The organism is Streptomyces sp. NRRL F-5123, from assembly GCF_000721495.1.
In the GTDB taxonomy this organism is placed as follows: domain Bacteria; phylum Actinomycetota; class Actinomycetes; order Streptomycetales; family Streptomycetaceae; genus Actinacidiphila.
This window is the reverse complement of the sequence record NZ_JOHY01000114.1, coordinates 1-8,714: the sequence shown is the minus strand read 5'-3', so window position 1 is coordinate 8,714 and position 8,714 is coordinate 1. Positions and strand designations below refer to the sequence as shown.

The 8,714-nt window shown below is 77.3% G+C and carries 1 protein-coding gene and 1 pseudogene; both read left to right on the top strand.

Going from position 1 to position 8,714, the window contains the following annotated elements; all coding sequences use genetic code 11:
* Positions 1-1,210: beta-ketoacyl reductase (locus IH54_RS47845; protein WP_031525991.1), on the top strand; the 1,210-nt coding region annotated here is incomplete at its 5' end.
* A 157-nt stretch (positions 1,211-1,367) separates the two neighbouring features.
* Positions 1,368-8,714: pseudogene (locus IH54_RS45145) on the top strand (type I polyketide synthase); the annotation flags it as partial.

Below are 8,714 nucleotides of genomic sequence, written 5' to 3'. Positions count from 1 at the left end.
CGGCGGCACCGGCACCCTCGGCGCCCTCCTCGCCGAACACCTCGTCACCACCTGGAACATCACCCACCTCCACCTCACCAGCCGACGCGGACCCCACGCCCCCGGCGCACCCGAACTCACCCAACGACTCCGACAACTCGGCGCCACCGTCCACATCACCGCCACCGACGCCACCGACACCCACGCCCTCCACGCACTCATCGACAACATCGACCCCACCCACCCCCTCACCGCCGTCATCCACACCGCGGGCACGACCCACGACGCCGTCCTCACCGCCCAGACCCCGCAGGCCCTCGCGGACGTCTGGACGGCCAAGGCCAACTACGCCGCCGCCAACGCCTACCTCGACGCCCTCGCCACCGACCGCACCGGCCACCCCACCACCTCCGTCGCCTGGGGCCTGTGGGCCACCACCAGCACCATCACCGGCAAGCTCGGCGAGGCGGACCTCGCCCGTATGGCCCGCACCGGAGTCACGCCGCTCACCACCGAGAAGGCCCTCGCGCTCTTCGACGCCGCCCTGGAGCACGGCAGCCCGCAACTGGCGGCGGTCGGCCTCGACGTGCCCGCGCTCGCGGCACAGCCCGCGAGCACGCTGCCCGCGGCGATGCGCGGCCTGGCCGCGCGCCCTGGCGGCGCCACCCGCCGGGCGGCCGCGGCCCAGCAGCAGCCCGACGACTGGGCGCGGCGGCTCGCCGGGCTCCCGGCGGCCGATCGGCGCCAACAGCTGCTGGCTCTCGTGCGGTCCAACGTCGCAACGGTGCTCGGGCACGCCGACGCCGAAGGGGTGCTGGAGCAGACGCCGTTCACGGATCTCGGCTTCGACTCGCTGACCGGCGTCGAGCTGCGCAACCGGCTCTCGGCGGCGACGGGGCTGCGGCTGCCCGCCGCGCTCGTCTTCGACTTCCCCTCGGCCGGGGCGCTGGCCGACCACCTGCTCGGCCGGCTGGTGCCGGACGGCTCGTCCGCGGCGCAGGACGGCGCGGACGCGGTGCTCGGGGAGCTGGCGCGGCTGGAGGGCGCACTCGCGGCGCTCGACCTGCCCGAGGCGGACGCACGGGCGGTGACAGGTCGGCTTGAGGGGCTGCTGGCGCAATGGAAGGCGGCGTCCGCGCCGCCGGCCGAGGACAGCGCGGCCGACCGGCTGGCGCTCGCCGGCACCGACGAGGTGCTGGCGTTCATCGACCGCGAGCTGGGCGCCTCCTGACGCCCGGCCCGCCAGGACCGGCACCACGACCAGGACCGCAACCGGCACCGCGACCGGACCCGCAACAGGACCCGGAACCGCACCGCCGCCGCTGCTGACGCTGCGGCACCCGCTCCGACACCACCCGCTCCGACACGTGTGGAGGCCGTGACCGACCATGCCCGACGACCAGAGGCTTGTCGACTACCTCAAGCGTGTGGCGACGGATCTGCACGACACGCGGCGGCGACTGCGCGAGGTGGAGGACCGGGACCGCGAGCCCGTCGCGATCGTCGCGATGTCCTGCCGTTTCCCCGGCGGCGTGGCCTCGCCGGAGGAGCTGTGGGAGCTGGTGGCCGGCGGCGGGGACGCGGTCGGGCCCTTCCCCGCGGACCGCGGCTGGGACCTCGCGGGGCTGTACCACCCGGACCCGGACCACCCGGGGACGACGTACACCCGCGAGGGCGGCTTCCTGCACGACGCCGACCGGTTCGACGCGGGCTTCTTCGGGATCAGCCCGCGCGAGGCGCTGGCCGTCGACCCGCAGCAGCGCAAGCTGCTGGAGGTGGCGTGGGAGCTGTTCGAGCGCGCGGGCCTGGACGCGACGGGCCTGCGCGGCAGCCGCACGGGCGTCTTCGTCGGGGCGGCGACCATCGGCACGACGACGTCGGGCGCCCCGGTCCTCAAGGAGTCCGAGGGCTACGCGGGCGCGGCGCCGAGCATGCTGTCGGGACGGCTCTCGTACACCTTCGGGCTCGAAGGCCCGGCCCTGACGGTGGAGACGGCATGCTCCGCGTCGCTGGTGGCGATGCATTTGGGGATGCAGGCACTGCGCCGCGGCGAGTGCTCCCTCGCGGTGGCGGGCGGGGTGACGATCATGGCGACGCCCGCGGTCTTCACGGGCTTCGCGCGCCAGCGCGCGCTGTCCGCGGACGGCCGCTGCAAACCCTTCGCGGCGGCGGCGGACGGCACCGGCTGGGGGGAGGGCGCCGGGCTGATCCTGCTGGAGCGTCTGTCGGACGCCCGCCGCAACGGCCACCCGGTGCTCGCCGTCATCCGCGGCTCCGCGGTCAACCAGGACGGTGCGAGCAACGGCATCACCGCGCCCAACGGGCCCTCCCAGCAGCGCGTCATCCGCCAGGCCCTCGTCTCCGCGGGCCTGTCGTCCGCCGAGGTGGACGCCGTCGAGGCGCACGGGACGGGTACCCGGCTCGGCGACCCGATCGAGGCCGACGCGCTGCACGCGACGTACGGGGCGCAGCGGCCCGCGGACCGGCCGCTGCTGCTCGGCTCGGTCAAGTCCAACATCGGGCACACCCAGGCGGCGGCCGGTGTCGCGGGCGTCATCAAGACGGTGATGGCGATCCGGCACGGCGTCTTCCCCGCGACGCTGCACGTCGACGAGCCGACCCCGCACGTCGACTGGACGTCGGGGGCCGTGCGGCTGGTGACCGAGCCGGTGGACTGGCCGCGTACGGACCATCCGCGGCGGGCCGGCGTGTCGTCGTTCGGGGTCTCGGGCACCAACGCGCATCTGATCGTGGAAGAGGCCGTGGAGGGCCCGGTCGAGGAGGCCCCGGAGCCGGCCGGGCGGGACGAGTCGAACACGGCCGCGGCCCCGGCGGCGGTGCGCAGCACGCTCGTGCCGTGGGTGCTGTCGGCGCGGGACACCGCCGCGCTGGCGGAGCAGGCACGCGATCTCGCCGGGTGCGAGGAGGACCCGGTGGAGGTCGGCCGGGTGCTCGCGACCGGGCGGGCCCGCTTCGAGCAGCGGGCCGTGGTGCTCGGCGCGGACCGGGCCGAACTGCGCGACGGGCTCGCCCGGTTGGCCGCGGGCGAGCCGGATCCGGCCGTCGTGACGGGCACGGCGGGCGCCACCGGCCCCGGCCCGGTCTTCGTCTTCCCCGGCCAGGGTGCTCAATGGCCCGGCATGGGCCGCGAACTCCTCGACTGCTCACCGGTCTTCGCCGCCCGCGTCGCGGAGTGCGAGCAGGCCCTCTCCCCGTACGTCGACTGGTCGCTGACCGACGTGCTGCGCGGTACGGGTACGGCAGGGGCCCCGCACCGGGAGGACGTGATCCAGCCCGCCCTGTGGGCCGTGCACGTGTCGCTGGCCGCGGTGTGGGAGAGCTTCGGCATCACCCCGGCCGCCGTCGTCGGGCACTCCCAGGGCGAGGTCGCCGCCGCGTGCGTGGCCGGGGCGCTGGGCCTGGACGACGCGGCGCGGATCATCGCACTGCGCGGCAGGGCGCTCGCCCCGCTCATCGGGCACGGCGCGATGGCGTCCCTCACCCTCGGCTCCGAGGACACCGCGGAGCTGATCGGCGCTCTCGGCCCGGCCGCCGCGGACGTCGCCGTCGCCGCGGTCAACGGGCCGCGCTCCACGGTGGTGTCGGGCCCGCCCCCGGGCGTGGCCGCGGTGCTGGCCGCCGCGGAGGAGCGCGGGGCGCGCACCCGCACGATCGACGTCGAGTACGCCTCGCACGGCCCGCACGTGGACCGCGTCCGCGACGACATCCTGGCGGCGCTGGACGGCGTGGCGCCCGCGGAGTCCGCCGTCGCCTTCTACTCCACCGTCACCGCGGGGCGGCTCGGCACGACCGCGCTGGACACCGGCTACTGGTTCGACAACCTGCGCCGCCCGGTCCGCTTCGCCGCCACAGTGGACCGGCTGCTCGCCGACGGCTACCGCACCTTCGTGCAGTGCAACCCGCACCCGGTGTTGGCCGCGAGCCTCCAGGAGATCTTCGAGGACGCCGGGACCGCCGCCACCTCCCTCGCCACCCTGCGGCGCGACCAGGGCGGCGAGCGGCAGCTCGCCCTCGCGCTCGCGCAGGCGCACACCGCCGGGCTCGACGTCGACTGGCGCCCGTGGCTCGGCCGGGACGACCGGCCGCGCCGCCACGTCACCCTGCCCACCTACCCCTTCCAGCGGCGCCGCTACTGGGTGCCCGCCGGGACGGCCGGCACGGGTGACGTGTCCGCCGCCGGAGTGCGGGCGGTGGACCATCCGCTGCTGCCCGCCGCGGTGCCGCTGCCGGACGGCGGGCTGGTGCTGACCGGGCGGCTGCGGGGCGGCGCCTCCGGCTGGCTCGCCGACCACGCCGTGGGCGGCACCGTGCTGCTGCCGGGGGCCGCGCTCGTCGAGTGGGCGCTCCAGGCCGCGCACGAGGCCGGGTGCGGCGGGGTGGAGGAGCTGGCGCTGCAGGTGCCGGTCGTGCTGCCGGACGCGGGCGCACTGCGGGTACGGGTCACGGCGGGCGCGGCGGACGCCTCGGGGCGGCGCACGGTCGAGGTGCACACCTGCCCGGACGGCCCCGACACGCCCGCCCCCGGCGCGTGGCTGCGCCACGCCGAGGGCACGCTCGCCCCCGCCGAAGAGCCCGCTCCGGCGCAGGACCCGGCGGGGGCGTGGCCGCCGCCGACCGCGCGGCCGCTGGACGTCGCCGGCCTCTACGGGCGGGCCGCCGAGGAGGGTTACGGCTACGGCCCGGCCTTCCGCGGTCTGACGGCGGCCTGGCGGGACGGCGACGACCTGCTCGGCGAGGCCCTGCTCCCCGAGGCCGCCGGGGAGGGCGCCGACCGCTTCGGCATCCACCCGGCCCTGCTGGACGCGGCCCTGCACCCCGTGCTGCTCGACGCGGAAGGGCGCGAGGGGGCCGAGCCGGGTCAGGTGTGGCTGCCCTTCGCCTGGAGCGGCGTGACGGTGCGGGCGACGGGCGCGCGGCGCGTCCGCGTCCGCCTCTCCCCCGCCCCCGGCGGGCGCCGCCTCACCCTCACCGACCCCTCGGGCGCCCCGGTGCTGTCTGCCGACTGCGTCGCCGTACGCCCCGCGCAGGCCGCCGAGTTGCGGGCGGCGGGCGAACGGGCGGTGGAAGGGCTGTTCGCGCTGGAGTGGGTGCCGCTGCCCCCGGCGGCGGAGGCGGCCGCACCCGCCGCGGAGTGGGCCGTGGTGGGCGGCGCCCAGCACGACCCCGGCCACGGGCTGCGCCCCGCGGGCCACGACGACACGTGGACGGCGAACGCGCGGCCCGCCGCCGGTACCGCCGGCCACGACGCCGGGGAGAACGCGACGCAAACGCACCGATCCGCGGGCAGCAACGCCGACACGGACGGTGCGGACGTGCCGGGTGCCGGCAAGGTCGCCCGGCCCCGCCCCGCCACGACCGGCCCAGACCCGGACCTGCCGACGCCGCCGCCGTCCGACGACGGCAACACAGCCCGCACCACCGGTCCCCGCACGGACGACACCCACACACCGACCGCCACCACCGTCCCCCCACCCCGCCCCACCACGACGCGCCCTCGTTCCGCGGAGAGCCGCGCCGGGACCGGCGCCAACAGCGCGGACGCGCCCGGCTCACCGGCAGCGGCAGGCGGCCCGGGCGCATACTCCGACCTCGGCGCGCTCCTCGCCGCGACGGACGCGGGCACCGAGCCGCCGCCGGTCGTCGTCCACCCCGTGCCGGCGGACCCCGACGGCGGTCAGGGCGTCGTGGAAGGCGTGCTGGCCCTGATACGGGCATGGCTGGCCGAGGACCACTGGGCCGGGTCGCGGCTGGTGCTGGTCACCCGCGGGGCGGTCGCGACGGGCGGCGGGGACCCGGCCGCCGAGCCGGGCGGCGCCGCGGTGTGGGGCCTGGTCCGCGCGGTGCAGGCGGAACATCCGGGCCGGTTCGCGCTGGTGGACCTGGCCGCGGACGACGACCTGGCCGCCGCCGTACGGGCGTGCGCGGACCCCGGCGAGCCGCAGGCCGCCCTCCGCGCGGGCCGCACGCTCGTTCCGCGCCTGGTGCGTACCGCCGCGCCCGCGGCGGCCGACCCGGTGGACCTGTCGGACGGCACCGTCGTGGTGTCGGGCGGGACCGGGGTGCTGGGCGGCGCGCTCGCGGAGCACCTGGTGCGCGCGTACGGCGCCCGGCGCCTGCTGCTGCTGTCGCGGCGCGGCGCCGACGCCCCGGGCGCGGCCGAACTGCTGGCCCGTATCGCCGAGTCGGGGGCGGAGGCGGAGGCGGTCGCGGTCGACGCGGCCGATCACACCGCGCTCGCCCGCGTCCTCGGCGCGATCCCGGCCGACCGACCGCTCATCGGCGTCGTGCATGCCGCGGGCGTGATCGACGACGCCCTCGTGGAGTCCTGGGACGCCGGGCGCCTCGCCCGGGTGTGGGCGCCGAAAGCCACCGCGGCGCGGCATCTGGACGACCTGACCCGTACGGCGCCGCTGCGCCTCTTCGCGGTCTTCTCCTCCGCCTCCGGCGTCGTCGGCAACGCCGGGCAGGCCGGCTACGCCGCCGCCAACGCGTGGACGGACGCCCTCGTGGCGCGCCGACGCGCGGCGGGGCTGCCGGGGACGGGCATCGCGTGGTCGCTGTGGGAGCAGACGTCGGCCATGACCGGGCACCTCACCGGGGCGGGCCTCTCCCGGCTCGGCTCGCTCGGCATGCGCCCGCTGGCGACACCGCACGGGCTGCGGCTCTTCGACGCCGCACTGCGCACCGGCCACCCGGTCGTGGTGGCCGCAGACCTCGACACCGCGCGCCTCGACCCCGACGGTCCGGCGGTGCTGCGCGCGCTGGCCCGCCCCGCCCGCCGCCGCGCCGCGGACCTGGACGCCGCCGCGGGGTCCGCGCTTGCAGGGCAACTGGCCGCGCTGGACGCCGAGGGGCGGCGGGAGTTGCTGCTCACGACGGTGCGCAGGACCGCGGCCGTGGTGCTGGGCCACTCCTCGGAGGCCGCCGTGCCCGACGGCACCGCCTTCAAGGAGCTGGGCTTCGACTCGCTCACCGCGGTCGAGCTGCGCAACCGCCTCGCGGCCGCGACGGGGCTGCGGCTGCCCGCGACCCTGGTCTTCGACCACCCCACCCCGCAGGCCCTGGCCGCCGAGCTGGCGGAACGCCTTTCCGCGGGGACGTCCGCCGCGGTACGGGCCCCGGTCCAGCCGGGCGCCCGCCCCGCCGACGAGCCGATCGCGGTGGTCGCGATGGCGTGCCGCTTCCCGGGCGGGGTGACCTCGCCGGAGGACCTGTGGGAGCTGGTGGCCGGTGGCCGCGAGGTGCTGGGCCCCTTCCCGACGCGGACGGGTTCGACGCCGCCTTCTTCGGGATCAACCCGCGCGAGGCCCTGGCCATGGACCCGCAGCAGCGGATCGTCCTGGAGACCGCGTGGGAGGTCCTGGAGCGCGCGCACATCGACCCCACGAGCCTCAAGGACAGCCTGACCGGCGTCTACACGGGCGTCATGTACCACGACTACGGCACCGGCCTGCCGCCCGGTGACCCGCGGCTGGACGGCTACGGCAACCTGGCCGGGACGAGCAGCATCATCGCGGGCCGCATCGCGTACACGCTCGGGCTGCAGGGCCCGGCCGTCACGGTCGACACCGCGTGCTCGTCCTCGCTCGTCACCATCCACCTGGCCGCGCAGGCGCTGCGGCAGGGCGAGTGCGACCTCGCCCTCGCGGGCGGCGTGACCGTCCTGGCCACGCCCGACGTCTTCACCGGCTTCTCCCGGCAGCGCGGCCTCGCGCCCGACGGCCGCTGCAAGCCCTTCGCCGCGGCGGCCGACGGCACCGGCTTCGGCGACGGCGCCGGGCTCGTCCTGCTGGAGCGGCTGTCGGACGCGCGGCGCAACGGCCACCGCGTGCTGGCGCTGCTGCGCGGCTCGGCCGTCAACCAGGACGGCGCCAGCAACGGCCTGACCGCCCCCAACGGGCCCTCCCAGCAGCGCGTCATCCGGCAGGCACTCGCGGTGGCGGGGCTTCGGCCGTCCGACGTCGATGCCGTCGAGGCGCACGGCACGGGCACGAAGCTCGGCGACCCCATCGAGGCGCAGGCGGTCATGGCGACGTACGGGCAGGACCGGGAACGGCCTCTCCTCCTGGGGTCGGTCAAGTCCAACATCGGCCACACACAGGCCGCGGCGGGCGTCGCCGGGGTCATCAAGATGGTCATGGCGATGCAGCACGGACGGCTGCCCGCGAGTCTCCACATCGACGAACCGACCCCGCACGTCGAGTGGTCCGGCGGAGTCGAACTCCTCAGGGAAGCCGTCGACTGGCCCGACACCGGACGCCCCCGGCGCGCCGCGGTCTCGTCCTTCGGCGCCTCGGGCACCAACGCCCACCTCGTCCTCGAACAGGGGCCCGCGGAACCGGAGTTCGTCCCGGAGCCGGACCACGACGCGGGGAGGCTCGTACCGTGGCCGGTCTCGGCCCGTACGGACGAGGCGCTGCGTGCCATGGCCGCGGCGCTCGGCGAACACCTCGCGGCGGGGAGCACGTCACCGGCCGCGGACGCCGGAGCCGTCGGGCGTTCGCTCGCCACGACCCGGGCGGTCTTCGAGCGCCGGGCCGTCGTCCTCGGCTCGGGCGCGGAGGAGAGGGTCGCGGCGGTCGCCGCACTGGCCGCCGGCCTGCCGCATCCGGACCTGGTGACGGCGCCGGGCGGGGCGGTCGCGGCGGGGCGGACGGTGTGGCTGTTCTCCGGACAGGGCAGCCAGCGCACCGGCATGGGAGCCGAACTCCACA